Origin of the sequence: Pseudomonas sp. FSL L8-0168 (assembly GCF_037976155.1) — a bacterium.
Lineage (GTDB): Bacteria > Pseudomonadota > Gammaproteobacteria > Pseudomonadales > Pseudomonadaceae > Aquipseudomonas > Aquipseudomonas paracarnis.
In genome coordinates this window covers 348,339-373,837 of sequence record NZ_CP150262.1, presented here as the reverse complement: position 1 = coordinate 373,837, position 25,499 = coordinate 348,339, and the positions used below count along the sequence as shown (strand labels likewise).

Sequence of the window (25,499 nt, the reverse complement as noted above, 5' to 3'; positions counted from 1 at the left end):
TTTGTAGATCAGTGGACTGCGGTCATCCCGGAAGCCAACTGCATGACTTTTTCCTGAGTCGCCTCGGCGCGATCCAGGGTGCCCATCAGTTCACCTTCGTGCATTACCATCACCCGGTCGCTCATGCCGAGCACTTCGGGCAGTTCGGAAGAAATCATGATCACCGCCATGCCCTCGCTGGCGAGGAAGGCGATCAAGCGATAGATCTCAGCCTTGGCGCCCACATCGATACCACGCGTCGGCTCATCGAGGATCAGCAAGCGTGGGTTGGTCATCAGCCAGCGCGCCAGCAAGGCCTTTTGCTGGTTGCCACCGGACAGGGTGTCGATGCATTGCTCCAGGGACGGGGTTTTCACCCGCAGCTTCTTGCACATGTCTTCACACAGGGCACGCAAGGCCTTCTGCTGGATAAAACCGTTACCCGAATAGTGCGGCAACACCGCCATCTCCATGTTCTCCAGCACCGACAGGCACGGGAACAGGCCGCTGAGCTTGCGGTCCTCGGTCAACAACGCAAAGCCTTTCTCAATGGCCATATGCGGGTCGGTAATGCGCACCGCCTTGCCGTCCAGGGTGATTTGCCCGCTGGAACTTGGAGTGATACCAAAAATGGTTTCCGCCACATTGGTGCGCCCGGAGCCCATCAGCCCGGCGATCCCGAGGATCTCCCCGGCGTGCAGGTCGAACGATACGTCCTTGAATACGCCGTCCAGGCTCAGGTCGCGCACCGACAGTAACAGCTCGCCAATAGGCGTTTCGCGCACCGGGAACAGCTGGCTCAGTTCACGCCCGACCATCATCGAGATGAGGCTGTCGCTGTTCATGCTGTCGGCCCGTTGCAAGCCGATGTATTGGCCGTCGCGGAACACCGCCACTTCATCGGCGATGGCGAACACTTCGTTCATCTTGTGGGTGATATAGACGATGCCTTTGCCCTGGGACTTGAGGTCGGCAATGATCGAAAACAGGTGGGCCACTTCCTTATCGGTAATGGCCGAGGTGGGTTCATCCATGATCAGGATGTCGGAGTCGTAGGACACTGCCTTGGCAATCTCGACCATCTGCCGTTCGGCAATGCTCAGGTTGCCGACCTGTTCTTCCGGGTCGAGGTTGATGCGCAGGCGCGCCAGCAACTCGGCGGTGCAACGGTGCATTTCGCGGTGGTTGACCATGTGCAGGCTGTTGAGCTGTTCGCGGCCGATCCAGATGTTCTCGGCGATGCTCATATGGGGCATCAGGTTGAGTTCCTGGTGGATCATCGCGATCCCGGCCTTTTGCGCGGCCAGCGGCGTTTCAAAGGTGATCGGCTTGCCACGCAGGCGAATCTCGCCGGCGTCGGGCTGGTAGATGCCGGCAATGATCTTCATCAGCGTCGACTTACCCGCGCCGTTCTCGCCCATCAACGCCAGCACCGTGCCGGGGCGCACCCGCAGTTGCACATCGTCCAGGGCCACGACACCGGGAAAGCCTTTGCTGATGTTGAGGATTTCCAGCAGGTAGGGTTCGTCCAGCGCCAGCGCCGGTTGAGCGGCGGGCTGCGACGTGGCGGCTTGAGCAAGCATAGGGAGGTACTCCATCTGCAGGACGGCCGTAACCGCCCTGCCGGCTTATTGTTGTGGTGTCAGGGCTACTTGAAGTCTTTGACGTTGTCCGGGGTGATCAACTGGAACGGGATCACCACGTTCTGCTCGACCGGCTCGTTCTTGGCCATCTTGCGCGCCGCCTCTACCGACCCCACCGCCTGGCCTTTGGCATCCTGGAACGCCGACACGGTCATGTCGCCCTTGGTGATCGCGTTCAAGCCATCGGGCGTGCCGTCGACACCGGCAATCAACACGCTGCCTTTTTCCTTGCCGGCCGATCTCAGGGCCATGGACGCACCGATCGCCATCTCATCGTTGTTGGCCAGCACCGCATTGAACTCCCGGCCCTGGGTCAGCCAGTCGTTGACCAGGGTCATGCCCCTGTCACGCAACCAAATGCCGGTTTGCTCCTGCTCGATCTTGATGTCCGGGTACTTGGCCAGCACTTCCTTCACGCCCTTGGTGCGGTTGGTGGTGGAGTTGTTCGCCAGGTCGCCCAAAAGAATCACGATCTTGCCCTTGCCGCCGAGCTTTTCGGCGATGTACTGCATTTGCAGGCGGCCGGCCTCGACGTCATCGGAGGTCACGGCCACCACGTCCTTGGGCAAGTCTTTCTGGTCAGGACGGCGGTTGACGAACACCAGCGGGATACCCGCCTTGGTGGCGGCACTGATGATGTTCTTGGTCGACGCGGTATCGACCGGGTTGACGATAATCGCGTCGACCTTCTGGCTGATGAAGTTCTCGACCTGGCTCAACTGCTTGACCACATCGGCGCGGGCATCTTCGAACTGCAGTTGCACGCCATCGCCTTTTGGATAGGACTTGGCTTGCTTGTCCATGTCCTCGCGCAGGTAAGTGAGGAAGGTGTCATCGAACGCGGACATCGTCACGCCCACCTTGAGGTCGGCGGCGCCGGCAACGCCACTGGCCAGCAGCATGGACAGGGCCAGGGCGGTAAAACGGATCGGGGTCTTCATGAACGGTCTGTCTCCACTTTCTTGTTGGTTTTTTTCGACGTTGCGTTGATCAGGACTCGGCTGTCAGTCTCACCACCGGCGCGCCAGGAATGCAGCACACCAGCGCGCCCTGGTTTTCGACGCACAGCACATTCAGGAAGGAGAAGTAGAACGGCCGGGCGCGGGGCAGTCCGCGTGGCGCTTGGAGGGGGCGTAAAACTCGCAGTACAGCGTTGAAGATTTTCATCTGACGGTACCTGGTTGTTTTTGATCTTGTTTTTGTTGAGTCGCCCGTAGGTTCCGGGACGTACTTTATGCAACCTGGAAAAGACTGTATTAGAAAATAATTTCCATATCAACTTGTTTTAGAATTTTATTCTATTTTTGTCGAGACCACCTGCTGGCGCTCAGCGCTCAAACGTGCGGCATCCAATATACGGGTGGTTTCCAGGGCGTCATAGGCGTTGACCGGCAGCGGCCCCTGCCCCACCACGGCCGCTTGCAACTGCCGATAGAATTGGGGCCAGCAGCCCTTCTCCGACGGCACCCGCTCACGCTCCGACCCTTGTTCGAACCAGCCCCAGCGTCGGTGCTCCTCAGCGCCCCAGTGGTCACCTTCGGTTTTCGGCGACTTGCCGGCCAGCAGCACTTCTTCTTGGCCGTCCAGGCCGTCGATGGTGTAGCAACCCAGGCTGCCACTGACGCGAAATCGCGGCGCCTGGCTGTTCTGCAACGCGTTGCCCCACAGGTGCGATATCACGCCGTTGGCATGAGTGAGGGAGACAAAGAAGCCGTGGTCCACGGTGGGATGTTCTGGTGTGTAGTGCAATTGGGCGAACACCCGCTCCACCGGTCCGAACAGTTGCAACGCCTGGTCCACCAGATGGCTGCCCAGGTCGCGCAGCCATCCTCCACCGCTGGCATTGCCCACAGCTTGCGGGCTGTAGCGCTCCACGCGGGATTCAAAGCGGGTGATGGTGCCCAAGGCGCCAGCGTCGATCAGTTTGCGCAGGGTCAGGTAATCCGAATCCCAGCGCCGATTCTGATAAACACTGAGCAACGAGCCCTGACGCTCGGCAGCGGTAATCAGGGCCTGGGCTTGTTCTGCGTTGGCGGCAAAGGGCTTGTCGCTGACCACCGCCACCCCGTGCTCGATGGCTTCCAGCACCAAGGCCGGGCGACCTTTGAGGGTGGTGGAAATCACCAGGGCATCGACGCAGGCTTCGACGATCTGGCCGATGGAGTCGAAGGCTTTGACACCTGGAAGATCAGTACTCAATTGCTGGCGACGTTCGGGTGAACGCGTCACCACGCCGACAAAGGTGGCGCCAGGCAGGGTGGCGATCAGCGGCGCATGAAAAAAGCGCCCACCGTGGCCGTAGCCCACTAGTCCGATTCGCATGCTCAACTCCAGAATTGATTTGGGAACCCAAGCAACTGTGGGAGCTGGCTTGCCTGCGATAGCAGTGTGTCAGGCACTGAATCTGCCACTGATAGACCGCTATCGCAGGCAAGCCAGCTCCCACAGTGTTAACCACATTTCTTCAGTGAGTTAGCCGTAGAAGTGTGGGCGATCTGGCAGGCTGACTTTCACAATCTGCCCACTGCCCTGGGCTTCAATACACGCATCTGCCGCCACCGCCGCCGCAAACCCATCCCAGGCCGACGGCCCGCCGACCTGCCCGGCCAGCACGCTGTCGATAAATGCCTGCAACTCCACGTCATAGGCACCGATAAACCTATCCTTCCAATCCATCAGGATCGCGTTGGACAGCTTCGCGTCGCTGCGCAGTTGCACCTGAGATGGCTCCGGCAACTTGGCGATACCGCTCTCCCCCACCACCTCACACTGGATGTCGTAGCCGTATTGGCAGTTCACAAACACTTCCACGTCGATACGCGTGCCTTTGGCAGTTTCCAGCAGCACGATCTGCGGGTCGCGCAGGTGCGCCAGCGCCTTGCTGGTCTTGCGCGGGAACACCACCTGCACGGACACGTAGTCGTCGTTGAGCAGCCAACGCAGCACGTCCAGCTCATGGATCAGGGTGTCGGTGATCGCCATGCCGGTGTTGTAGTTCTCGCCCACCGTGGGGTTACGGTGCGCGCAGTGCAGCATTAACGGCTCGCCAATCTGGCCGCTGTCGATCACCGCCTTGAGGGCGCGGTAGCCTTGATCATAAGGGCGCATGAAGCCCACCTGGACCAGACGCTTACCGTGTGCTACTTCGGCCTCGACAATGTTGCGGCAGCCCTCGGCCGTCACCGCCAGCGGTTTTTCACAGAACACCGGTTTGCCGGCGGCGATGGCGGCCAGTACGAACTCTTCGTGGCTGGGGCCCCACGAGGTCACGAGGATCGCTTCGACCTCCGGCGAATTGATCAACGCATGGCCGTCCGGGTACACCTCGGCGTCCAGCTTTAAATCCGCCACCACCTGGGCCGCCTGCTCAAGGTTGATGTCGGTGACGGCCACCACCTGGCTGTTGAGCAAGGCCTGGCTGCAACGACGAATATGGTCCCGGCCAATGGCGCCCGTACCAATCACTCCAAGTTTCAAAGACATGCAAACACTCCTCTTGTTGTTAGTACTGCCGGGCCTTGGCGGTGTTCATTGAGTTTTTTTGCCGCTGCATTCGTGCGTTCACTGGTGGACACTTGCGCCACACCCACCCGCCACCACGACAGGTAGCCGTGGATCATGGTCTTGGGCAGCACCTTGATATCGATCAGGGTCGAGACGGTTTGCGTGCGCGCATCGGCCAGGGCCGCTTCCAGCTGCTCTACCGTGCTGACCTTGTAGGTCTTGCAGCCATAGGCCGCCGCACTCATGGCGAAATCCACCGGCACTAGGCCGCCGTCGAGCTTGCCGCTCTCGGGGTTACGAAAGCGGAACTCGGTACCGAAGCTGTCCATGCCGCCGATCTGCAGGTTGTTGATGCATCCGAACGCCATGTTGTCCAACAGCACCACGTTGATCTTGCGGCGCTCCTGGATCGAGGTGGCCAGCTCCGAGTGCAGCATCATGTAGGAGCCATCGCCAACCAGGGCGTACACCTCCTTGCTTGGCTCGGCCAGCTTCACGCCCAGGGCAGCGTTGATCTCGTAGCCCATGCATGAATAGCCATACTCGACGTGGTAGGTGTTGACGCCCTTGCTGCGCCAGGCACGCTGCAAATCGCCGGGCAGGCTGCCGGCGGCAGCCACGATGATTGCGTCATCGGCCAGGCGTGCATTGAGCACGCCGAGCACCGCGCTTTGGGTCAGGCACGAACCGGTCAGCTCGATGAATTCCCGCAGGACGGCACGGTCCAGGTGGTCGTCGACTTCGGGGACAAACTCATCGCCCTGGTAGTGCACCTGATGCACGCGGTCCACTTCGGCGTCGAGTTGCGCCTTCGCGTCAGCGACCTGTCCGCCCCAGCCCGAACGGTAATCGCCCAGGGCATCGGCCAGTGCTTCAAGCGCAACTTTCGCATCGGCCAGCACTTGCACACCGTCCAGCTTCAACGCATCGCAGGGGCTGATATTGAGGTTGAGAAACTTCACCTCAGGGTGCTTGAACAGCGATTTTGACGAGGTGGTGAAGTCGGTATAACGAGTGCCGATGCCAATAATCAGGTCGGCCTCAGGCGCCAGCAGGTTAGCCGGCAGCAGCCGGTTTCGCCGATGCCGCCGACGTTCAACGGATGGCTGGAAACCACGACGCTCTTGCCCGCCTGAGTTTCCGCGAAAGGAATATCGAAACGCTCGGCAAAGGCTTGCAGTGCCTGGTTGGCGCCGGAGTACTTGACCCCGCCGCCGCAAATGATCAGCGGCTTGCGCTTGCCGCGAAACGCAGCCAGCGCGTCACCGATCATGGCGCTGGTGGCCGGGCGTCGGTCGATGCGGTGCACGCGTTTTTGCAGGAAATAGTCGGGGTAGTCCCAGGCTTCGGCTTGTACATCCTGGGGCAAGGCCAGGGTCACCGCGCCGGTTTCAGCCGGGTCGGTCAGCACGCGCATGGCATGGATCGCCGCGGTCATCAGTTGCTCCGGGCGGTTGATGCGGTCCCAGTATTTGCTTACGGAGCGGAAGGCGTCGTTGGTACTGATGCTCAGGTCGTGGAATTGCTCGATCTGCTGCAACACCGGGTCGGGCTGGCGGCTGGCATAGACATCACCGGGCAGCAACAGCAACGGGATGCGGTTAGCGGTGGCGGTGGCTGCGGCGGTGAGCATATTGGCCGCGCCCGGCCCGACCGAGGCCGTGCATGCATAGATCTTGCGGCGCAGGTGCTGCTTGGCAAACCCGATGGCGGCATGGGCCATGCCTTGTTCGTTGCGGCCCTGGTGCACCACCAAGTCGCCGCTGTCCTGCTCCAGGGCCTGGCCGAGGCCCAACACATTGCCATGCCCGAAAATAGTGAATACCCCGGCGACGAACTTACTCTGTACGCCATCGACCTCGATGTATTGATTATCCAGAAACTTCACCAGGGCCTGGGCCATGGTCAATCTTGTTGTGGTCATCACTTGCACCTTGTGTGACTGCAATTGAAGTGTTCAACACCGATCCACTGTGGGAGCTGGCTTGCCTGCGATAGCGGTCTATCAGTTGCACATGTATTGCCTGACACACCGCTATCGCAGGCAAGCCAGCTCCCACATTTTTGATCGCGTTATGGCAAGGGCTTTTGCAAATACGCCATGCTGCTGCCCAATGCCTGCCGGATATCCGCCAACCCATGCACGCTTTCGGCAAACGGCTCAAACGACAAATAGCCGCTGTAGCCAGTGCTGAGCAAGGTGTCGATCTGCGCCGCATTCCCGAGGATATCGTCCTCGCCCACCAGCACGCGGTGGCCGTCGCGGATCGAGTCGAGCGGCGCCTCGCGGTCTTCCACCCCGGAGATATGCACCAGCCCGGTCAGCTCCGGGAAGAACTCATGCTCGCCGGCCAGGTGATGGTGAAAGGTGTCGTGCACCACACGAAACACATCCAGGCCACCGATGGCCTTGATGGCATCCACTGCCACGCGCTTGCGGCGCAGGGCGGATACGGTGAAGCCCAGGGGCTCGATGAAACCCAGAATCCCGTACTCGCGCAGGATCAACGCCAGCTCGCTCAACGCCGTGCGCAAACCGGCGGCGCGCTGCGCGTCGTTGCGCGTATCACCAGGCTGATTGAACGGGCACATCACCAGGCCCTGGGCCCCGCACTCACGGGCGTAGGTGGCCAGTTCGATTGCCTGGGCACGGCGTTCGTCGTTCCACACATCAAAGGGGTACAGCGCGTTGATCGACAACACCTTGATGCCCTGCGCGGCGCACAACTCACGCACGCGGCTGGCGGACATGCCGTATTCGATCTCGCGGTTCTTGAGGTCGTTGCGGATCTCGATGGCATCGCACTGAAGGGCTTTGGCCAACTGGATAAAATCCGCCAGGGGCAAATCAGGCGCGACCATACGGTTAAGGGCAAAACGTAGCGGCGACTTCATTGTTGTTGTTCTCCGTCCAAAACCGTTTAAAGGTCCAGCAGCCAGCTGTGCTGCGGGTCGTTATGGAAATGCCAGGCGCGCTTGGGGCCGGCCATGACGTTGAGGTAATAAGACTCGTAGCCATACGGCACGCTGACCGGGTGATACCCCTTGGGCACCACCACCAGGTCGCTGTTTTCCACGGCCATGGCCTGGTCGATGCTGCGATCATCCGTGTACACACGCTGGAACACGAAGCCCTGGGGCGGGTTGACCTGGTGGTAGTAGGTCTCTTCCAGAAAGCTCTGGTGCGGCAGGTCGTCAGTGTCGTGCTTGTGCGGCGGGTAGCTGGAGGAATGCCCGGACGGCGTGCGCACTTCCACCACCAGCAGCGAATGGGCCGGCTCGCTGTCAGGCAGGATGTCGCACACGTAACGGGTATTGGCGCCTTTGCCGCGCACACTGCGCTTGCACTGCTCGGGGCGGATCAAGCGCGGGGCAAAACCCGTAGCACCCGGCGCTGCGCAGACGGCAATCTGCACATCGTTCAGGGCCGTGACTCGGGCGTCAGTGCCCGGCGGCAAATAGGCGGCGAACGGTGACTTGTCTTCGAACACCGACTGGCGATCCCCCAGGTTCTGCCAATTGAAGCCCTCGCCTTCAATATTCACCCGACCGCTGAGCAGCACCAGGCACAGTTCCTGATCGCCCGCACTGACCGGCAGGGTTTCGCCCAGGCCAAGGCGGTAGGCGGCAAAACCCACGTATTCCAGGCGCCCGGCTTCCAGCGCCACCATGGTTTGCCCGCGTTTGCTGCTTTTGACCAACAAGCTCATCACTCAAGTCCTCTGGTTGAGAAGCGCACGCAGGGTGTCGTAACCCTTCTTGGCGTAGATATAGCTGGGCGCCACGGCCGGGTCCTGCTCGGCTTCCACCACCAGCCAGCCCTTGTAGTTCGCCGCGAGCAACACATCCAGCAACGGTGCGAAGTCGATATCACCATCGCCGGGCACGGTAAAAGTGCCGTTGACGATGCAGTCCGGGAAGCTCCACATCTGGTTGCGCGCCAGTTGCACCACCGGCTTGCGCACGTCCTTGAAATGCACATGGCAAACGCGGTCGATGTGCTTGCGCAACACCTCGATGGGTTCGCCGCCGCCCATGTAGCAATGGCCCGAATCGAACAGCAGGCCGACTTCCGGGCCCGTGCGTTTCATCAACTGGTCGATGTCCTCGGGGGATTCGACGTACGCGCCCATATGGTGGTGATAGGCCAGGCGCACGCCCTGGGACAGGGTGAAACGCGCCAGCTCGGTAAGCTTGTCGGCGTAAGCCTGCCAGGCCTGTTCACTGTGAAAACGCGGGCGCTCGATCAGGCGGATGCGCGAGCCCTGGATCGAGTCAGCCACTTCGCCGTATACCAGTACCGAGGCGCCGTTGTGTTTGAGTAGTTCGACATGGGCGGCAATCGCCTCGATTTCTTCAGCCACCGAACGGTGGGCCAGACGGCTGGAGTACCAACCGGACACCAGCGCCAGGTCATAAGGACGCAGCACGTCAGCGACGCCCTTGGCATCCTTGGGGAATTTGCCGTTGAGTTCAAAACCTTCGTAGCCGATGTCCTTGCCTTCGCTCAGGGCCGTGCTCAGCGGGGTCTCACCGCCGAGGGCCGGGAGGTCGTCGTTGCTCCAGGAGATCGGGTTGATGCCAATTCGGATTGCGGGCATGGCTGCACCTTTTGTTTTTATCTTCAGAATTCACTGGGATCTGCTTTGTGTGGGAGCTGGCTTGCCTGCGATAGCAGTGTGTCAGGCAGTACATTTGCAACGGATAGATTGCTATCGCAGGCAAGCCAGCTCCCACATTTGATCGTATTTACTGTCGGGCGCTGAGCCAGGCATTGATGAGCTGTTCGAAGGTCGCCTGCACCTGCTGGATCAGCGTTTCATCATCAATCTCCCCCGCCATCCACGCCCGGCTCGGCTCGTGGAAGATCGTGCGGCCCACGGCAAACCCACGGCAGGTGCTGCTCTGGCTGGCTTGCTTGAAGCCATCGGCGAGAAACTCGGGGGAAGCATTCAGGCCCAGCAACACCACGCCACGGCAGTAGGGGTCGCGTTCCTGGATCAGTTCGTCGAGCTTTTTCCAGTCTTCGGCCGATTGGGTTTCGATCTTCCACCAGGCCGGGTAAATGCCAAGGTTGTACAGGCGTTTAAGGCTGCGGTAGAGCACGTCCGGGTAGGTGGACGGGTGATCCTTGGGTGGGATGACTTCCAGCAGCAGTTCGTGACCACTGACCAGCGACGCCTCGTACACCGCCTTGAGTTGCGCTTCCTGTTCCAGGCGCAGCATCGGCTCGTCATCGGGGTGAAACTGCACCAGGCACTTGATGATGTGTTCCTGGGGCCAGGCAATCAGGTTGCTGCCGATCGAACGCCCGTGCTCGAACGCCAGGGGCCGCGAGTTCTGCACTTCCACCGGGCGAGCGATCCACCAGCCGCGACCGCTGGCGGCGTTGAGGGCATCCTGGCCAAAGCGTTGGTCGGCTAGCAGGCCCACATCCGCCTCGACGCCCTGCTCGCTGAGTTTGCGCTGCACGCGTTCGATGGCCTGGATAAACAACTGCTTGATGTCGCTGATACGCTCAGGGGCCTGGCCGCCTTTTTGCGCCAACTCCACCAATTGCCAGCGGTGGTCGAAGGCAAAGACGAACAGTTGCTTCCAGACTTTGCGCGGCACCGTGACACGGTGCAGGCGTTGCAGGGTCACGTCCTGGTCCGGCCGGGTGATGGGCACGGGGCTGTTGAACAGGTAATCGAGTTCGGCGGGGGTCGGCATCGCTGGCGCACAGGCGTGGCGCGATACCACCAGGCCGCCACAGGCATTGGCCAACTGGCTGCAACGCTCATCGCTGGCGTCATTGATCCAGCCGCTGAGAAAGCCCGACATAAAAGCATCGCCTGCGCCCAGCACGTTGAGCACTTCAACCCGCACGCCAGGATAGATGGCCCCGTCTTCCAGGCGCGCCGGGATTGCGCCGTGGATCACCGTGCAGCCCTGGGGGCCGAGCTTGACCACCAGGGTGGCCGGGGTCAGTTCCCGCACGGTGCGCAGGGCCGAGAGCAGGTCTTCACTGCCGCCGGCAATCAGGAATTCCTCTTCGGTGCCGACGATCAGGTCGAAACGCGGCAGGATCTTCTGCACATGCTGGCTGACATTCTGGTCGGCGACGAAACGGGTTTCGCCATCGGCCTTGCCGGCCAGGCCCCACAACACGGGGCGGTAGTCGATGTCCAGCACGCGCTTGACGTTGTGCCTGGCCGCGTAATCCAGGGCCTGGAGGCTGGCCTTGTACACGCCGTCGGTGGAGAAATGCGTACCGGTGATCAACAACGCTTTGCTGGAGGCGATAAAGGCTTCGCTGATGTCTTCGGCGCGCAGGGCCATGTCGGCGCAGTTTTCGCGGTAGAACACCAGGGGGAAGGTTTCGCGGTCCTTGAGGCCCAGCAGGACCAGGGCGGTGAGGCGCTCAGGGTCGACCTTGATGCCACTGACATCACAGCCTTCGCGGGCCAGGGATTCCACCAGGAAACGGCCCATGTGGTCATCGCCGACCCGGCTCAGCATCGCCGACTTCAGCCCCAGCCTGGCGGTGCCGAAAGCGATGTTGGCGGAAGATCCGCCCAGATACTTGGCGAAGCTGGACACATCCTCCAGCCGCGCACCGACTTGCTGCGCATAGAGATCGACGCCCAGGCGCCCGAGGCAAATCAGATCCAATTGACGCCCACTGGCAAAACGAGTCTGGCCCATGCTGGCTCCTGTTATTTTTATCAGCCTGCGTTGTGCCGCCGTGGCGACGGCAAACGCTCTTGGTGGGAGCAGACTAGAACGTCCGGTGGCAGCAATCAATATTTATTCCATAATTATTTTTAGTGGAATATTTTTTCCAATACCTCAGGATAGCGGCACGCCAGCGCCCATGCATCGTTTCAGCAGGCCACGCGGGCCGTGATGCCGGGGTATTTTTTTGCGCCTACCCTGTAGACTTGCGCCACCTATCAGCGCATCAGACGAACACGCCAGAAGGATTGCCCATGTCCCGCACCGATCCCGAGACCACCCTGGAAGAAACTGTCGCCAGCCCTCCGATCAATGCCGAACGCCTGTTGCAGCTGATCACCGACGAATACGAGAGCCTGCCGCGCCAGCTCAAGCGTATCGCCAGCTACATGAGCCAGCAGAGCGACCGGATCATGGTCGACCGCATCAGCGACATCGCCCGGGAATGCGAAGTGCACCCCTCGGCCATCGTGCGGTTCTCCCAGCGTTTCGGCTTTAGTGGGTTCAGTGAGATGCAGGCGTTGTTTCGTGAGGCGTATACCCACAAGACCACGCCGGTACAGAACTACCAGCAGCGCATCCGCAGCATGATCGCCAACAAGTCCCAGAAGGCCAGCGGCGGCGACCTGGCGCGCGAGTGCGTCAACGCCACCCTCTCGGGCATCGAACGCTTGGGGCTGGAGTTGGACGATGCGGCCTTCGAGAAAGCCGTGGACCTGGTGGTCAATGCCGACAACATCTACGTGGTCGGCGTGCGCCGCTCCTTTGCGGTGGCCGACTACCTGGTCTACAACCTGCAGCACACAAACAAGCGCATCCACCTGATCTCGGGGCTAGGCGGCAGTTATCGCGAGCAGATGCGCAGCGTGCGCGCCAATGACCTGGTGATAGCCATCAGCTTCACGCCCTACGGCAAAGAGACCCAGCACTGCCTGCGCATCGCGCAGCATCACCAGGCCAAGACCCTGATCATCACCGACAGCAACCTGTCGCCCCTGGCCAAGCGCGCGAATGCGGTGCTGTTGGTCAATGAAGGCTCCTCGTTTGCTTTCCGCTCGCTGAGCGCCACGCTGTGCCTGTGCCAGGCGTTGTTCATTGCGGTGGCGTATCGGTTGGAATTGAAGGTGGATGAGATTCATGAGCAGGTTGGGTTCGACGACTGACCCGCCACCTGTAGGAGCGAGCTTGCTCGCGCAAAACGCAAGAACGCCGCGGCCATTTTGAATGAACGCGGCGCCCGGCAGTTCTTCGCGAGCAAGCTCGCTCATACAATTAGTGCATGAAAATCGCGATCAGAATGATCAGCGGAATCGGCACGCCGAGGAACCACAGCAGTAATGAGCGCATCATGTTCTCCTTGAATTAACGAACGTAGTTTTCGGTTTCGACGTACACCACGGCATCCCGGCGGCGACCGCCGAAGGTGGCGGCGAAGCTGGCGAAGAACGCCCCGATGAGCAGCGCTACAAAGGTCCACAGCGAGGTGTAAGCCGCCACTTTCGCTGCGGTTTCAGCAGCTTGCTTGGCTTTGAGCTTGGCGTCTTCGACGGCTTTGCGCGCATCGCCATAGACCTTGTCGATGCGGGCTTCGGCATCGGCCTGGCTCAGGTTGGTACGTTGGCTGATCAGTTGGGCCAGGTAGGCACGATCTTCCGCTGCCAGTTGGCCGTCGTTGCTCAACGTGCGCGTCAGGATGCGACCGACTACGGCGTGGGCTGCATCATCGCTGACCGCCGCGGGGCGATCATCGCGGAACAGGCTGTCGACGTAGTAACCGAAGTCACCACTGTCGGCACCCTTTGCCGCGCTGCCCGCAGCTTGGGTGAGGCCGCTGGCGGCACCCGATGCCACGCTGGCGCCAGCTTTCACGCCGCCGCTGACCACACTGCTGACCGAACCGACCACCAACATCGCCGTGATCAATGTGGCCACTGCCCACGCCAGGAAGCCATGGGCGGTGTCGCGAAAGTACACCTCGTCGCCGTGCATGTTGGCCCACTTCACCCGCAAACGACCGGCGATATAGCCGCCCAGGCCAGAAGCGACAATCTGGGTGAACGCCAGCCAGACAATTGTGGAAATGCCAAGGCCCTTGGCGCTGATACCGCTGTCAGCCCAAGGCGACACCGCCGAAAAGCCCAGGCCGAAGCCCAGCAATACCAGGATCAATGACAAGGCGGCCGCCGCAGCAGCACCGGCGAAAATCGCCCCCCAGGAAACCCCGGAGAGCGTGCTTGACTCTTGCAGCGTGGATGAGGATGTGATCATTGTTGTTTTGCTCCAGGCACGAAAAATGATGTTACAAGTCTCAAAACGGACAGTGCAGGCAGCGTGCCAGCTGCGATTAAAATTAAATTCCTTTAATTTCAAGGATTTATTTAAATTGAACTTAGCCAGATCATGCAGGTTGCAATAAACGGCGATATTAGGCGGGCGTAATGCACTCCCCTGTGGGAGCTGGCTTGCCTGCGATAGCGGCATGGCAGCCAACGAATATGCCAGCAGGTAAGCCGCCATCGCAGGCAAGCCAGCTCCCACAGTGCGATGTCGGCTTTAAGAAGATGAAGTTTTATTTAGGAAACATTCAGCAACTTCTTGGCAAAATGTCGCCACTTCTAGTGTGAACGCTCACCAGGTAATCCTATGACCCGCATTTTGACCATCGAGGATGACGCCGTAACGGCCCGCGAGATTGTCGCCGAGCTGAGTAGCCATGGACTGGACGTAGATTGGGTGGACAACGGCCGCGAGGGCCTGGTCCGTGCCGTGAGTGGTGATTACGACCTGATCACCCTTGACCGCATGCTGCCCGAACTGGATGGCCTGGCCATCGTCACCACGTTACGCACTATTGGGGTGTCTACGCCGATCCTGATGATCAGCGCCCTCTCCGATGTCGACGAGCGCGTGCGCGGCCTGCGTGCCGGCGGCGACGATTACCTGACCAAGCCGTTCGCCTCGGATGAAATGGCCGCCCGTGTCGAAGTGCTGCTGCGGCGTAAAAGTACGGTCCAGGAATTCGAAACCGCCCTGCGCGTGGCCGACCTGGAACTGAACCTGATCAGCCGCGAAGCCAGCCGCGCCGATCAACCGCTGACCCTGCTGCCCACTGAATACAAACTGCTTGAATTCCTGATGCGCAACACCGGGCAGATTCTGTCGCGGATGATGATTTTCGAGGAAGTCTGGGGCTATCACTTCGACCCCGGCACCAACCTGATCGACGTGCACATCGGCCGTCTGCGCAAGAAAATCGACCCACCGGGCCTCACGCCGCTGATCCGCACGGTACGAGGCTCGGGTTATGTCATTGCTGAACCCCTCTAAAGGCTGGCGCTCTTCCAGCAGCCGTTTGCTGGCGCTGTACAGTTCGTTATTCGTGGCGTGGAGTTGCATCCTCATGGGGGTGCTGTACTACGAGGTCTCAGGCTACCTCAGCGACTTGTCGCGCCATTCCCTGTTGCAGCGCCAGCATCTTTTCCAGCGTTTCGACGGCGAAGAACTGGTGGAAGCGCTGACCACCAGCATGACCTTCGACATGAAGGGCGTGGACGCCTACGGCCTGTTCGATGAGCAATTTCGTCCCTTGAGCGGGCCGATCCGTGCCGTGCCACCCGACCTGCCGCTGGATGGCAAGATCTACGCCCTGACCAATTGCGTGCAATCCGATGACCCCAAACTGCCCAAGGACAGCTGCGATGCCGTGGCCACCCACACCGAAGACGGCCGCTGGCTGGTGCTGGTACGCGCCAACGGCTCGTTGTTCGGGGTAACGCGGATTATCTGGCACGCCCTGCTGTGGGCGCTGTCCTTGACCATCATTCCTGGCGCTGCCGGCTGGCACCTGCTGCGCCGTCGCCCGTTGCGGCGTATTCGCGGGATCCAGGCCAGCGCCGAGGCCATCGTCGCCGGCGACCTCACGCACCGGTTGCCGCTGTCCAACCGGCGCGACGAGCTGGACATGCTTGCCGCCATCGTCAATGCCATGCTCGACCGCATCGAAAAACTGATGAACGAGGTCAAGGGCGTGTGCGACAACATCGCCCACGACCTGCGCACCCCGCTCACCCGCTTGCGCGCCCAGCTTTACCGCATCAAGCAACAAGCCGAGGAAGACTCGGCCCACGCGGTAAAGCTCGATGACGCCATCGCCGAAACCGACACGCTGATGGCGCGTTTTCGCGGGCTGCTGCGCATCTCGGAACTGGAAGACCACCAGCGTCGCTCTGGCTTCCTGGTGCTGGACCCGCTGCCGTTGCTGCGCGAACTGCATGATTTCTACCTGCCCCTGGCCGAAGAAGGCGAACTGGAGCTGGTGTTACAAGCGCCTGATTCACTGCCGTGGATTACCGGTGACCGTGCGCTGCTATTCGAAGCCCTGGCCAACCTGCTGAGTAACTCGATCAAGTTCACCCCGCCCAAGGGCAAGGTGATCCTGCGAGCAGTCAACGACCTGGGCAGTACGCGCATCGAAGTGCTCGACTCCGGGCCAGGCATTCCGGCTGCCGAGCGCGCGTCGGTGTTCCAGCGTTTCTATCGGGTCGATGAGAGTGATCAGCAAGGCGGCTTTGGGCTGGGCCTGTCGATTGTGGCGGCGATCATCAACTTGCATGGGTTCAAGCTGGAGGTGGGCACCAGTGAGTTGGGCGGCGCCCGCCTGGTGCTGGAATGCCGCCAGCAACTGATGCCGGAATAAGCGTGCCCTAGAGCACGCTGCCCATGGCCTTGATCAACACCGGGTCACGCGCATAAATATCCGGCGCGTACACCAACTCGCCCTGACGATCCACTTCTACCGTCCAATACCCCAACAGCACCGGTACCGGCGTGGCCAGCCTGAATTCATGGGTTTCGCCGGTCGCCAGCAGCTCATCGGTGCGAGTGCGTTCGGCCGGCGTTACCAGCAGGTCGCGCAATAACAACGGTTGCTCGACCCGCACGCATCCCGAACTGAACGCCCGTGGGCCCTTGGTGAACAAGGGCTGGCTGGGGGTGTCATGCAGGTACACCGAATACGGATTGGGAAAGCGCATCACAATCTTGCCCAGCGGGTTACGCGGACCGGCCTGCTGGCGCAGCAGGATATTGCCGGGGCGTGCCCAGTCGACCTGGTCGGGCGTCAAGGGGTGACCTTCGGCGTCGAGCACTTGCAGGTTTTGCTGGCGCAGGTATTCAGGGTTGAGACGGATGGCGGGCAGTTTGTCCTCGCGCATGATGGTCGGTGGGATGGTCCAGGTGGGGTTGAGGGTCAGCCGGGTAATACGCGACTTGAGCAACGGCGTCTGGCGTTCGGCCCGGCCTACTTGCAGGCGGGTTTGCCACACCGGGATGCCGCTCTGGTACACGCTCAGTTGCGCAGCGGCCACATTGACCACGACGCCTTCAGGCTCCAGGTCCTGGGCCAGCCAGCGGAAGCGCTCCAGGTTGATGCGCAGTTGTTCACGACGCATCGCCGGGCTGATATTGAGTTCAGCCACGGTGCCGGCGCCGACCACGCCGTCGGCCTGCAACGAGTGGCTGAGCTGGAAGGCTTTCACCGCCTTGACCAATTCGCCCTGGTATTGCTTGCCGTTGCCGCTGGGCAACTGGGCCAGGTAGCCACCGCTGTGCAGGCGCCGCGCCAACTCCGGCACCCGGGCGTCGTTCATGCCCGGGCGCAGCAACGCGCCCTCGGCGACCGGGTCCCAATGGGGCAGCGGCTGCTGGCGCACGCCGGCATAGGCATTGCGCAGGCTGCGGTACAAATCGGCGCTGGGCCGCGCATGATCGAAGGCTTGGGCCATGTCTTGCAGGCCGGTGGCGGCGAACGCCAGTACTTGGGTATTCGGATCGCCACTGGGTGGCTGGGAGTGCCAGAGGGGCTCAAAGCGCGATTGCTGCAGGCGCCCGTAATGCAAATCCTGCAGGGCTTGCAGGTACTGCTGGCTGTTGGCGATATCGCTGCACAGCACGTTGGCCGTGGCATCCGCCGCGGGCAAGCTATAGTGGGTGGGGTCCAGGCCATCGTCGGCAAGCATCAGCAACTGGCTGTGCAAGGCATGCCGGCGTTCGTCAGCCGACCATAGCGGGGCATCGCCCTGCTGCTGGTAAAAGGCTTGTAGGCGCGCCAGCGCGGCGGCATCGATACGCGGCGCAAGGTGCGGGCAGACACTGGTCAACTGCGCTAACGCCTGTTGCAACGGCGCCAGCGCGACCGGCGCAGGGGTGGTGACGGGCAATGGCTCCACCGGCAGCGTTTCGGCTGTAGCGACCAATGGTGCAACGAGCAGGCAAATGCTCAAGTAACATGCGTGTTTTTTGAACAATTGACTTAGCTCCACTCCACAGCGGGGACTCGACTGTAGATGCTGACTTTTATACGCCTGCTCAGGCTAACCAGCCTGGGCTTGATCACTGGGTGCCTGGCTTTATTGAGCAATGTTGCGCTCGCCGCCAATGGCACCTCTCCTTCCCTGTATAGCAGCCTGGCGCGCTCGGCTCCAGAACTCAATCCCACCGTGCTGAAAAGCGCCCTGAGCGCCGTGCAGTGCGCGGTCAATAACGGCGAGGAGCGTTCCGATCGCCTTGCGGTTATTGACTACTCCCAGCCCTCGACCGCCCGTCGCCTATGGATCTTCGACCTGCGCAAAAAGACCTTGGTTCTACGCGACCTGGTGGCTCACGGTGCCAAGTCCGGGGAAAACTTCGCTACCCAGTTCTCCAATCTCGAGGGCAGCCACCAGTCGAGCCTGGGCTTGTTCCGCACCCAGGAAAGCTACCTGGGCGCCCATGGCTACTCGCTACGCATGGACGGTCTGGAACCCGGCTTCAATGACCAGGCCCGCGACCGCGCCATCGTGATTCATGCTGCCGACTACGTCAGCCCATTGTGGAGCAAGCGCGAAGGCCGTATCGGCCGCAGCCAGGGTTGCCCGGCCGTGCGTCCGCAAGTCGCCCGCCAAGTGGTGGACAAGCTCAAGGACGGGCAGTTCATGTTTTCGTGGTACCCCGACCAGCGCTGGCTGAAGTCATCGACCTACCTCAATTGCAAACCCCAACAGGTGGCGAGTAGTCGTACAATCCGTGGCGGATAGCCTGTCCCCACTGATAAAAGAGAACGTCGCATGCTTCTACACACCTCCACCTGGATCGAAATCGGGCAGTTCCTGGAACGCAGCCGCACGGTGGTGATTCCCATCGGTTCCAACGAGCAACATGGCCCCACCGGCCTGCTGGGCACTGACTGGATGTGCCCGGAGATCATCGCCCACCACGCCCAGAAGCACGCCGACATCCTGGTCGGCCCGACCTTCAATATCGCCATGGCCCAACACCACCTGGGCTTTCCCGGCACCATCTCCCTGCGCCCTTCCACCTTTATCGCCGCGATTGGCGACTGGGTGCGCTCGCTGGCCGGGCATGGTTTCGAAAAGATCCTGTTCCTGAACGGTCACGGCGGCAACATCGCCACGATTGAAGCGGCGTTCTCCGAGCTGTACGCCGAAGCCAGCTTCGCCCGCCGCCCGGCCGGGTTTGCGCTGAAACTGGTGAACTGGTGGGACCTGGAAGGCGTCACTGACCTGGCCCAGCGTCAATTCCCGGTGGGGCATGGCAGCCACGCCACGCCATCGGAAATTGCCGTGACGCAGTGGGCGTATCCGGATGCGATCAAGTCTGCCGAGTACTCACCGCAAATCGCCAACACTGGTCCGATCCGTGAAGCCCTGGACTTCCGTGCGCGCTTCCCTGACGGCCGCATGGGCTCGGACCCGGCGTTGGCTACTGTGGAGAAAGGCGGTGAGTTGGTGGCGTTGGCGGCGCAGGGATTGGTCAAGACTGTCGACAGCTTCAGCAACGAAGCCAAACCCTGATCCAAATGGGCGCCAATACCCTGTAGGAGCGAGCTTGCTCGCGAAAGAAGTCAACGATTACGCGCGCTCCCGAATAAACGCGGCGCCTATGAGTTTTTCGCGAGCAAGCTCGCTCCTATGTATTGCCCACAGAATCAGCGCCTAGCGCAGATCCCCTGTGGGAGCGGGCTTGCCCGCGAAGGCGGCGTGTCAGTCACTGAATATTTAACTGAACCACCGCTTTCGCAGGCAAGCCAGCTCCCACATTGGTTACAGGGTGGGTTGCGTTATGTGTGTGCGGGTTTATTTGCAATCCTGCGCGGCCTGCTCCAGCCGCGATGGTTTGATCGCCGAAGCCAACGGCTTGCGCTCATACAGGAACACTTTGGTGCCGTCCTGGGACTTGTAGGCCTCCAGCACATCATCGGCGGCAATCTTGCTGGTCAACAGCACCTTGGCGTGGCGCGAGTTCTGGGTGACGGTCGAGGTGATGCCGTGCTTTTCCAGCTTGGGCAATACGCATTGCACATAGCCATCGGGGGTCTTGTTGGTTTGCAGGGTCAGCGATGGGGCGTTGGGCGCCGTGATACAACCGGTCAGCAGCAACGAAGCACAAGCCAGGGCCGAGGCGAAGAAAGAGCGCATAAACATTCCTGAAAATAACCAAATAGGGTTCACAACCATCGCGGATCAACCTGCGCGAACCAGGGCCTTGAGCGACGCATCGAACTGCTTCAGGGCATCTTGCTGTACATCGCGTTGTTGCTCGATCAGTGCAGCAATCTCCGGCGCCGCCTTGTCGTGCACCCACACTGACGGCACGTGCTTATCCACCGAGCCTTCGGCCTTGGCGATAAATTGCAGGTTCGCGTCGTAGAAGCGTGCGACAAAGCGTGCTTCGACCCGGTCATTACGCTGGGTGAGCAATTGGTTATGGGTATCGAGCACCACCACCACATCCGGGTGCGCCTGCACCAACTCATCCAGGCTGCTATAGACCGTCACCGAGAGAAAAGTGCCCTGCAACGAGTGCATCAACCAGTCGATCGCCAGTTCCGGGTCGGAGCTGTTGACGAACGCCTCGCGAATCCGCCCATCCAGGGCATCCTTGGCGCCGTTCTGCGCCATGGCGTGGTAGCGTTCAAGGTAGCTGAGGTTGTCGCGGGTGTTTTCACTGAACAATACCCCCACCGACTGGGCACGCTGCAGGGAGTCTACGCTACCCACCAGTGGCAGCAAATGGCCTGTACGCACTTCATCGGCCATCGCCGGGGTGGTCATGACCGCGGTGCCCAGCATCAGGGCCATCAAAGCCAACTGGATAATCGTCCTCATCGCGCATTTTTCCTTGGGCTGCGTCTCGATGTGCAGATTCTGCGCGTTTGGCGAAAAAACAGAACTTGTGATCCTTGATGGTGACTATCATTTGAACCGATAGTGTCAGGCCGCCCATAAAATCTATAAGGACCCCGCCATGAAGCCCTACCAGAAAATCTTCGATCGTATCCGCGAGGCGGTACTGCCAGAGTTTCGCGAGCGAGTCGCCGACTACCTGGTTGAGTACGAAACCGTGTTGCTGAACTCACACGCCGACGCCGCGAAAAGCAGCGCCAGCGCCGAGCAATTGCGCGGTTATTTGCGCGGTTTGAACACCATGCGCGTGCTGGGCATGGCCGACTGGGAAGACCTCGACCGGCGTGTTGCCCAGCAGGCACAACTAGAGCGCGGGCCGTCGCAGCTCGACCCACTCGCGCACTGACGGCCGCTGCCACTGGCGTTGCGCGTAGGCCACCAGCTGCGCTGGCATGGCGTCACCGTTGAGGATCAGGCGATTGAGCATCACCGCCAGGTCCACATCGGCAATCGACCACTGGCCGCACAGGTACTCGCGGTTATCCGCCAGCAAGGCTTGCGCCGCGCTGATCAACTTGGTCGCGGCGGCTTGAGCCTCTGCTGACAACGGCGGCCTCTTCTGCGAGCAGAACACCACCAGGGTCGAGCGCTCCTGGCGAATCGGCAGCAAGTCGCTGCGCAACCACGCTTGAACCTGTCGCGCCCTCGCCCGCTGTTGCACATCCGCCGGGTACACGCGGGTTTCGGGGTAGGCCTGGTCCAGGTACTCGGTGATGGCCGAAGACTCAGACAATGCAAAATCACCGTCTACCAAGGTCGGCACTCGCTGGGTCAGGGAGCGTTGGGCGTAATCTGCCGCCTGGGTTTGCCCGGCATCGAGGTCCAGGGTGAGGGTCTCGAACGCCAGGCCTTTTTCGCGCAAGGCGACAAACACCGACATGGCATAGGGGCTGGTAAACAGCGAATCAACGTAGAGGTGCAGCGGGCCTTGGCTCATGGGCAATCTCCTGGGGTGAGGCGTCACGCTACGAGATCCCGGCCGATAAAGACAATGCAGGGTTTTTATGGGGGCATTCCTGGCGGGAATAGCGCGGCTAGTGGCAATATTATGGCTACCGCTGATTTTCAAGGAAGGAACAGCACATGAAACAAGCAGTTGTGGTTATCCACGGCATCGGCGAGCAGCGCCCAATGGACACCTTGCGCGGCTTTGTCGAAGCGATGATCCCCACGGACACCCCCGATGGCAAACCTCTGTACTGGAGCAAGCCGGATCGGCTATCGCGCAACTTCGACCTGCGCGTACTGAAGGCCTCGGGCCGTACCTCGACGGATTTCTATGAGTACTACTGGGCCCACAAGATGCAGGGCACCAAGTTCGGCCATCTGCTGGGCTGGCTGTGGGACATCTTCAAGCGCCCGCGTCGCGACATTCCCGAGGCCATCGTGCCGATCTGGCGCAGCACGCGCTGGACGGTGCTGGTGTTATTGCTGCTGGTTGCCAGCGGTACATTGGCCACGGCCTGGGGCCAATTGCCCCCCAGCGACAACCCCTTCGCGCTGATCCCCCTGCTGCTCGTGGCCATGGGACTGGGGCTGCGCTATTCGGCGCTGGCGTACCTGGGAGACGCCGCACGCTACCTCAGCCCCAACCCGCAGAACGTGAGGGTGCGCGAGCAGATCCGTGCCGACGGTGTAGACCTGCTGCGTGCCCTGCACAACCAGGGCGACTACGAGCGCATCATCGTCGTGGGTCACAGCCTGGGCAGCGTGATTGCCTATGACATCGTCGGCTACCTCTGGCATGAATACCACGACCAACTGACCCAACTGACCCCCAGCAACCGTGAGCTGGCGGCCCGTTATGCCAACCGCGAACCGCTGCAACCGGTGGTCAAGGATGCCCTGCCCGCCGCCGGCGCCTTGCTGGACGGCAGCCTGAGCAGCCTGTTGAATTTTCGTCAGCAACAGACCGAAGCTTTTGCCGAACAGCGCGGCCTGGGCAACCCCTGGCGCATCACCGACCTGGTCACGGTCGGCAGCCCAATGGCCCACGCCAGCCTGTTGCTGGGCCGCAGCGTCAGTGACTTCCAGCAGCGTATGGAACGCCGCGAAGCCCCGGCCTGCCCGCCCACCGAAGACACCCAAGGCTACGGCTACAACGCCCGCCAACCGCTGATGCTCGGCCAAAAGCCCTTCACCCCGCACTACCTGCACCACGCCGCAGCCTTTGCCGTCACGCGCTGGACCAACCTGTACTTCCCTGCCCCCTTCGGCCTGTTCGGCGACATCGTCGGCGGCCCGGTCAAGCCCGTGATGGGCGGCGGCGTGCTGGACTTGCCGGTGACCGTGGGCAATGGCAAAGGCTGGCTGGCCAAATCCTGGTTGAGCCACACTCACTATTGGAGCGAACGCGGCGGTACGCAGGGTTACCTCAGCGCACTGGGCAAGGATGAACAGGCGATCAACGAGGGCCCGCGTCCTTCGGCCACTGAAGCGTTGCGATGGGCGATTGACCTCAAGGGTGTGCGGCGGTTTCGCCGTGTTGGCGCCCAGCGAAGCCTGGCGCCAGAGCACGTCTAACCGGCGAAGCCACCGGCCTTGAGGAAGGCGCGTTCTTCGTCGGTGCTCGTCCTGCCCAACACCCCATTACGATGGGGAAACCGCCCGAACCGCTCGATGATGTCGGCATGCTCCTTGGCCCAGTGGTAGGTGCTGGCATCCAACTGCTGGTTCAGGGCCAGGGAGCGTTGCTGGTCCTGGGGGTCTTCCGAATGTTCAAAAGGCAAATAGCAGAACGCACGCAACTGAGGTTCAACCTGTTGATCCAATCCTGCGTCCACCATCTTTCGCGCATACAACCGCGCCAGCGGGTCGGTGGCGAACATATGCGCCGTGCCGCGAAAGGCGTTGCGCGGGTACTGGTCCAGCAGGATCAGTAACGCCAGCGCGCCATCCGCCGTGGTCAACCAGTCTTCGAGTTCACGCCGCGCCGCCTGCATATGAGTGGCGTGGAAGCTGTCGCGAAAGGTCGCATCGAACTCGTCGTCCTTGGCGAACCAACGCTTGGGCCCCGCCTGTTTCCAGAACGCGATTACGGCTTCGGCCGAGTGTGGGGTCATGCTTGTCATCAGCGCCTCGCTTAATGTTATAGAATAACGTCAATATTTTGCCTGCGTGTGACCCTTAACTTATGACTGACGCTATGACTTTACGCAAACGCCTGCTGTCCATCGACGCCCTGCGCGGCCTGGTGATCCTGTTTATGTTGCTGGACCACGTGCGTGAAACCTTCTTGCTGCACCGCCAGGTCAGCGACCCCATGAGCATAGACAGCACCGAGCCTGCGTTGTTTTTCAGCCGCACCCTGGCCCACTTGTGCGCGCCGGTGTTTGTGCTGCTCACCGGATTGTCGGCTTGGCTGTACGGCCAGAAATATCAGGGCCGTCGCGACGTGTCGGCATTCTTGTTCAAGCGCGGGCTGTTCCTGGTGGTGCTGGAATTCACCCTGGTCAACTTCGCGTGGACCTTCCAACTGCCACCCAGCGTGATCTATATGCAAGTCATCTGGGCCATCGGCATCAGCATGATCGCCCTCGCCGCTTTGGTTTGGCTACCGCGTGCCTGGCTGATCGGCTTGGCGCTGGTGATTATCGCCGGGCACAACCTGCTCGATGGGTTGCACGTTGCAGCGGGCTCGATGTTGCATGTGCCGTGGACGATCTTGCATGAACGCAACTGGATTGAAGTCTCTGAAAACCTGCGCCTGCGCACCACCTACCCGGTGCTGCCATGGATCGGTGTGATTGCCCTGGGTTACGGCCTCGGGCCATGGTTTGCCGATGCCACGCTGCCGGCTGTGCGCCAGCGTTATTTACGGGTCGCGGGGGTGGGCGCGTTGGTGGGCTTTGGGTTGCTGCGCGCGCTCAACGGCTATGGCGAGCAGCCTTGGCAGGTGTATGACAGCAGCGTGCTGACGCTGATGAGCTTTTTCAACATCACCAAGTATCCGCCTTCGCTGTTGTTTCTGGCGTTGACCCTGGGGATTGGCTTGCTGTTGCTGCTGGCGTTTGAACGCGCGGGGCATAAGCGCTGGATCGGCGTGCTGGCGGTGTTCGGCGCGGCGCCGATGTTCTTTTATCTGTTGCACCTTTATGTACTGAAAATCCTCTATGTGGCCTGCGTTGCGCTGTTTGGCCTCAACCATGGCAATTACTTTGGCTTCGACGGTATCGGTGCGGTGTGGTTGGCAGCGCTGCTGTTGCCGATTGCCCTGTACTTGCCGGTACGTTGGTTCGCCGGCCTGAAAGCACGGCGGCGGGACCTGGCGTGGCTCAAATACCTCTGACCTGATGCAGGCTAATTGTGCGGGGCGGTGTGTCAGCTACTAAATATTCAACTGAACCACCGCTTTCGCAGGCAAGCCAGCTCCCACACTGGTTACGCATCGCCCACATAATCAGCGCCTGCCACA

Annotated in this window: 23 protein-coding genes and 1 pseudogene; 8 read left to right on the top strand and 16 right to left on the bottom strand. The window is 61.0% G+C overall.

The window, feature by feature from the left end; all coding sequences use genetic code 11:
- Positions 1-8 precede the first annotated feature (8 nt).
- From MHH62_RS01560 to iolC, 10 genes and pseudogenes are all read right to left on the bottom strand, one after another.
- Complete coding sequence (locus tag MHH62_RS01560; protein ID WP_014718765.1) at positions 9-1,562, bottom strand: sugar ABC transporter ATP-binding protein; 1,554 nt, start codon at positions 1,560-1,562, stop codon at positions 9-11.
- A gap of 65 nt (positions 1,563-1,627) precedes the next feature.
- Entirely contained in the window at positions 1,628-2,563 is a 936-nt protein-coding gene (locus MHH62_RS01555; RefSeq protein ID WP_014718766.1) for a sugar ABC transporter substrate-binding protein, read from the bottom strand.
- Between the two features lie 49 nt (positions 2,564-2,612).
- Positions 2,613-2,789 carry a hypothetical protein gene (locus tag MHH62_RS01550; RefSeq protein ID WP_003191673.1) on the bottom strand — a complete coding sequence of 59 codons (177 nt, stop codon included), beginning with the start codon at positions 2,787-2,789 and terminating at the stop codon, positions 2,613-2,615.
- A 126-nt stretch (positions 2,790-2,915) separates the two neighbouring features.
- Positions 2,916-3,944: a Gfo/Idh/MocA family oxidoreductase gene (locus MHH62_RS01545; RefSeq protein WP_339232302.1), complete on the bottom strand. Its 1,029-nt coding sequence runs from the start codon at positions 3,942-3,944 to the stop codon at positions 2,916-2,918.
- Positions 3,945-4,094: 150 nt separating this feature from the next.
- Positions 4,095-5,105, bottom strand: a complete 1,011-nt coding sequence (locus MHH62_RS01540; protein ID WP_019817191.1) for a Gfo/Idh/MocA family oxidoreductase — start codon at positions 5,103-5,105, stop codon at positions 4,095-4,097.
- 19 nt (positions 5,106-5,124) lie between these two features.
- A pseudogene (iolD, locus tag MHH62_RS01535) lies at positions 5,125-7,050 on the bottom strand (3D-(3,5/4)-trihydroxycyclohexane-1,2-dione acylhydrolase (decyclizing)).
- Between the two features lie 149 nt (positions 7,051-7,199).
- A complete protein-coding gene (locus MHH62_RS01530; RefSeq protein ID WP_014718770.1) occupies positions 7,200-8,021 on the bottom strand; it encodes a TIM barrel protein in 822 nt (273 codons plus the stop codon).
- Positions 8,022-8,047: 26 nt separating this feature from the next.
- Entirely contained in the window at positions 8,048-8,836 is a 789-nt protein-coding gene (iolB, locus tag MHH62_RS01525) for a 5-deoxy-glucuronate isomerase (protein WP_339232297.1), read from the bottom strand.
- Positions 8,837-8,839: 3 nt separating this feature from the next.
- Positions 8,840-9,727 carry a myo-inosose-2 dehydratase gene (gene iolE / locus MHH62_RS01520; RefSeq protein ID WP_019817189.1) on the bottom strand — a complete coding sequence of 296 codons (888 nt, stop codon included), beginning with the start codon at positions 9,725-9,727 and terminating at the stop codon, positions 8,840-8,842.
- Positions 9,728-9,875: 148 nt separating this feature from the next.
- The gene (iolC, locus tag MHH62_RS01515; RefSeq protein WP_339232294.1) at positions 9,876-11,813 is read right to left on the bottom strand and encodes a 5-dehydro-2-deoxygluconokinase; all 1,938 of its coding nucleotides are present in this window, start codon (positions 11,811-11,813) and stop codon (positions 9,876-9,878) included.
- Between the two features lie 284 nt (positions 11,814-12,097).
- Here iolC and MHH62_RS01510 point away from each other — a divergent pair, with 284 nt between their 5' ends.
- Positions 12,098-13,006 (top strand): MurR/RpiR family transcriptional regulator, encoded by a 909-nt coding sequence (locus MHH62_RS01510; protein WP_005787722.1) that lies wholly within the window; start codon positions 12,098-12,100, stop codon positions 13,004-13,006.
- 199 nt (positions 13,007-13,205) lie between these two features.
- Here MHH62_RS01510 and MHH62_RS01505 read toward each other — a convergent pair whose 3' ends face one another.
- The gene (locus tag MHH62_RS01505) at positions 13,206-14,111 is read right to left on the bottom strand and encodes a hypothetical protein (protein WP_014718774.1); all 906 of its coding nucleotides are present in this window, start codon (positions 14,109-14,111) and stop codon (positions 13,206-13,208) included.
- Positions 14,112-14,486: 375 nt separating this feature from the next.
- Between MHH62_RS01505 and MHH62_RS01500 the strand changes: the two genes are divergently transcribed.
- A complete protein-coding gene (locus tag MHH62_RS01500) occupies positions 14,487-15,170 on the top strand; it encodes a response regulator transcription factor (protein ID WP_003191687.1) in 684 nt (227 codons plus the stop codon).
- Entirely contained in the window at positions 15,148-16,539 is a 1,392-nt protein-coding gene (locus MHH62_RS01495; protein ID WP_014718775.1) for a HAMP domain-containing sensor histidine kinase, read from the top strand. The genes MHH62_RS01500 and MHH62_RS01495 overlap by 23 nt, the downstream gene beginning before the upstream one ends.
- A 7-nt stretch (positions 16,540-16,546) precedes the next feature.
- Here MHH62_RS01495 and MHH62_RS01490 read toward each other — a convergent pair whose 3' ends face one another.
- Positions 16,547-18,148 (bottom strand): L,D-transpeptidase family protein, encoded by a 1,602-nt coding sequence (locus tag MHH62_RS01490; protein ID WP_020301790.1) that lies wholly within the window; start codon positions 18,146-18,148, stop codon positions 16,547-16,549.
- Between the two features lie 39 nt (positions 18,149-18,187).
- Between MHH62_RS01490 and MHH62_RS01485 the strand changes: the two genes are divergently transcribed.
- A complete protein-coding gene (locus tag MHH62_RS01485) occupies positions 18,188-18,916 on the top strand; it encodes a murein L,D-transpeptidase catalytic domain family protein (RefSeq protein ID WP_019817186.1) in 729 nt (242 codons plus the stop codon).
- A gap of 30 nt (positions 18,917-18,946) precedes the next feature.
- Positions 18,947-19,693, top strand: a complete 747-nt coding sequence (locus tag MHH62_RS01480; RefSeq protein WP_339232292.1) for a creatininase family protein — start codon at positions 18,947-18,949, stop codon at positions 19,691-19,693.
- 282 nt (positions 19,694-19,975) lie between these two features.
- On the opposite strand, the gene MHH62_RS01475 is transcribed toward MHH62_RS01480, so the two are convergent.
- Together MHH62_RS01475 and MHH62_RS01470 are read right to left on the bottom strand one after the other, a co-directional pair.
- Positions 19,976-20,317 (bottom strand): hypothetical protein, encoded by a 342-nt coding sequence (locus MHH62_RS01475; protein ID WP_014718779.1) that lies wholly within the window; start codon positions 20,315-20,317, stop codon positions 19,976-19,978.
- Between the two features lie 45 nt (positions 20,318-20,362).
- Positions 20,363-21,007: a hypothetical protein gene (locus tag MHH62_RS01470; RefSeq protein WP_014718780.1), complete on the bottom strand. Its 645-nt coding sequence runs from the start codon at positions 21,005-21,007 to the stop codon at positions 20,363-20,365.
- A 139-nt stretch (positions 21,008-21,146) separates the two neighbouring features.
- Here MHH62_RS01470 and MHH62_RS01465 point away from each other — a divergent pair, with 139 nt between their 5' ends.
- Entirely contained in the window at positions 21,147-21,431 is a 285-nt protein-coding gene (locus tag MHH62_RS01465; protein ID WP_014718781.1) for a hypothetical protein, read from the top strand.
- On the opposite strand, the gene yfcF is transcribed toward MHH62_RS01465, so the two are convergent.
- Positions 21,390-22,022 carry a glutathione transferase gene (gene yfcF / locus MHH62_RS01460; protein WP_020301788.1) on the bottom strand — a complete coding sequence of 211 codons (633 nt, stop codon included), beginning with the start codon at positions 22,020-22,022 and terminating at the stop codon, positions 21,390-21,392. The two genes, MHH62_RS01465 and yfcF, sit on opposite strands and share 42 nt — an antisense overlap.
- Before the next feature lie 146 nt (positions 22,023-22,168).
- Here yfcF and MHH62_RS01455 point away from each other — a divergent pair, with 146 nt between their 5' ends.
- Positions 22,169-23,608 carry a hypothetical protein gene (locus MHH62_RS01455; protein WP_339232289.1) on the top strand — a complete coding sequence of 480 codons (1,440 nt, stop codon included), beginning with the start codon at positions 22,169-22,171 and terminating at the stop codon, positions 23,606-23,608.
- On the opposite strand, the gene MHH62_RS01450 is transcribed toward MHH62_RS01455, so the two are convergent.
- Positions 23,605-24,147 (bottom strand): DUF924 family protein, encoded by a 543-nt coding sequence (locus MHH62_RS01450; protein WP_019817183.1) that lies wholly within the window; start codon positions 24,145-24,147, stop codon positions 23,605-23,607. The genes MHH62_RS01455 and MHH62_RS01450 overlap by 4 nt on opposite strands.
- A gap of 71 nt (positions 24,148-24,218) precedes the next feature.
- Between MHH62_RS01450 and MHH62_RS01445 the strand changes: the two genes are divergently transcribed.
- Positions 24,219-25,373: a DUF1624 domain-containing protein gene (locus MHH62_RS01445; protein ID WP_038450415.1), complete on the top strand. Its 1,155-nt coding sequence runs from the start codon at positions 24,219-24,221 to the stop codon at positions 25,371-25,373.
- Positions 25,374-25,499: the final 126 nt, after the last annotated feature.

Excerpts from the sequence above, each read along its gene's own strand:
- MHH62_RS01560 (WP_014718765.1), bottom strand. The coding sequence starts at position 1,562 with ATGCTTGCTCAAGCCGCCACGTCGCAGCCCGCCGCTCAACCGGCGCTG.
- MHH62_RS01555 (WP_014718766.1), bottom strand. The coding sequence starts at position 2,563 with ATGAAGACCCCGATCCGTTTTACCGCCCTGGCCCTGTCCATGCTGCTG.
- MHH62_RS01550 (WP_003191673.1), bottom strand. The coding sequence starts at position 2,789 with ATGAAAATCTTCAACGCTGTACTGCGAGTTTTACGCCCCCTCCAAGCG.
- MHH62_RS01545 (WP_339232302.1), bottom strand. The coding sequence starts at position 3,944 with ATGCGAATCGGACTAGTGGGCTACGGCCACGGTGGGCGCTTTTTTCAT.
- MHH62_RS01540 (WP_019817191.1), bottom strand. The coding sequence starts at position 5,105 with ATGTCTTTGAAACTTGGAGTGATTGGTACGGGCGCCATTGGCCGGGAC.
- MHH62_RS01530 (WP_014718770.1), bottom strand. The coding sequence starts at position 8,021 with ATGAAGTCGCCGCTACGTTTTGCCCTTAACCGTATGGTCGCGCCTGAT.
- iolB (WP_339232297.1), bottom strand. The coding sequence starts at position 8,836 with ATGAGCTTGTTGGTCAAAAGCAGCAAACGCGGGCAAACCATGGTGGCG.
- iolE (WP_019817189.1), bottom strand. The coding sequence starts at position 9,727 with ATGCCCGCAATCCGAATTGGCATCAACCCGATCTCCTGGAGCAACGAC.
- iolC (WP_339232294.1), bottom strand. The coding sequence starts at position 11,813 with ATGGGCCAGACTCGTTTTGCCAGTGGGCGTCAATTGGATCTGATTTGC.
- MHH62_RS01510 (WP_005787722.1), top strand. The coding sequence starts at position 12,098 with ATGTCCCGCACCGATCCCGAGACCACCCTGGAAGAAACTGTCGCCAGC.
- MHH62_RS01505 (WP_014718774.1), bottom strand. The coding sequence starts at position 14,111 with ATGATCACATCCTCATCCACGCTGCAAGAGTCAAGCACGCTCTCCGGG.
- MHH62_RS01500 (WP_003191687.1), top strand. The coding sequence starts at position 14,487 with ATGACCCGCATTTTGACCATCGAGGATGACGCCGTAACGGCCCGCGAG.
- MHH62_RS01495 (WP_014718775.1), top strand. The coding sequence starts at position 15,148 with ATGTCATTGCTGAACCCCTCTAAAGGCTGGCGCTCTTCCAGCAGCCGT.
- MHH62_RS01485 (WP_019817186.1), top strand. The coding sequence starts at position 18,188 with ATGCTGACTTTTATACGCCTGCTCAGGCTAACCAGCCTGGGCTTGATC.
- MHH62_RS01480 (WP_339232292.1), top strand. The coding sequence starts at position 18,947 with ATGCTTCTACACACCTCCACCTGGATCGAAATCGGGCAGTTCCTGGAA.
- MHH62_RS01475 (WP_014718779.1), bottom strand. The coding sequence starts at position 20,317 with ATGCGCTCTTTCTTCGCCTCGGCCCTGGCTTGTGCTTCGTTGCTGCTG.
- MHH62_RS01470 (WP_014718780.1), bottom strand. The coding sequence starts at position 21,007 with ATGAGGACGATTATCCAGTTGGCTTTGATGGCCCTGATGCTGGGCACC.
- MHH62_RS01465 (WP_014718781.1), top strand. The coding sequence starts at position 21,147 with ATGAAGCCCTACCAGAAAATCTTCGATCGTATCCGCGAGGCGGTACTG.
- yfcF (WP_020301788.1), bottom strand. The coding sequence starts at position 22,022 with ATGAGCCAAGGCCCGCTGCACCTCTACGTTGATTCGCTGTTTACCAGC.
- MHH62_RS01455 (WP_339232289.1), top strand. The coding sequence starts at position 22,169 with ATGAAACAAGCAGTTGTGGTTATCCACGGCATCGGCGAGCAGCGCCCA.
- MHH62_RS01450 (WP_019817183.1), bottom strand. The coding sequence starts at position 24,147 with ATGACCCCACACTCGGCCGAAGCCGTAATCGCGTTCTGGAAACAGGCG.
- MHH62_RS01445 (WP_038450415.1), top strand. The coding sequence starts at position 24,219 with ATGACTGACGCTATGACTTTACGCAAACGCCTGCTGTCCATCGACGCC.